General features: G+C 63.8%; 1 protein-coding gene. It reads left to right on the top strand.

The genetic code is table 11. The annotated features are described in order from the left end of the window. Positions 1-959, top strand: a 959-nt coding sequence (locus tag NCR40_RS29365) for a methyl-accepting chemotaxis protein (RefSeq protein WP_250511583.1), incomplete at both ends; no start/stop codon positions are given.

Raw genomic sequence — 959 nt, 5'->3', positions numbered from 1 at the left:
CGCCAGGACGAGGAAAACGACAGCAGCTACGCAACCGTGCGTACCGTTGGCTTCATCTCGCTCGTCGTGGGTATTGCGGGCGCGGCTTTCGGTTGGTACTTCCTGCGTCGCGCGATCATGTCGCCGCTCGCCGATGCACTCGAGCATTTCGAGCACATCGCGGCAGGCGATCTGACACGCACGGTCACGATCAAGACCCACGATGAGATGGGCCAGTTGCTCTCCGGCGTCGCCGCCATGAAGGAGAAGCTCGCGGCAACCGTCGGCTCTGTCCGAACGAGCAGCGAGGCCATTGCGAGCGCCAGCAAGCAGATTGCAGCGGGCAATACCGATCTTTCATCGCGTACCGAACAGCAGGCCGCTTCGCTGCAGGAAACGGCCGCGAGCATGGAAGAACTCACCGCGACGGTCAAGCAGAACTCCGAGAACGCGATGCAGGCAAGCGGCCTCGCCGACAACGCGAACGCCGTCGCCAACGAAGGCAGCGCTATCGTCGGTCAGGTCGTCGAGACCATGGCGGGCATCGAACAGAGTTCGGCCAAGATCGCGGAGATCATCGGCATGATCGAAGGCATCGCCTTCCAGACCAACATCCTTGCGTTGAACGCCGCGGTCGAAGCCGCTCGCGCTGGCGAGCAGGGTCGCGGCTTTGCCGTCGTCGCAAGCGAAGTGCGCAGCCTCGCGCAGCGTTCGTCGAGTGCCGCGAAGGAGATCAAGGAGTTGATCGAGACGTCGGGCGGCCGCGTGCAGGCGGGCACGGAACTCGTTGCCCGCGCGGGTGGAACCATGCAAAAGGTCGGCACGGCGATACAACGCGTGACGGACATCATGGGCGAGATCGCGTCGGCATCGCATGAACAGACGCGCGGTATCGAGCAAGTGAACCAGGCCATCTCGCAGATGGACGAGGTCACGCAGCAGAACGCGGCACTCGTCGAAGAAGCGGCGGCAGCGGCTGG

It is taken from the genome of Caballeronia sp. GACF4 (genome assembly GCF_023631025.1).
Lineage (GTDB): Bacteria > Pseudomonadota > Gammaproteobacteria > Burkholderiales > Burkholderiaceae > Caballeronia.
This window is presented reverse-complemented; position numbering and strand designations above follow the sequence as displayed.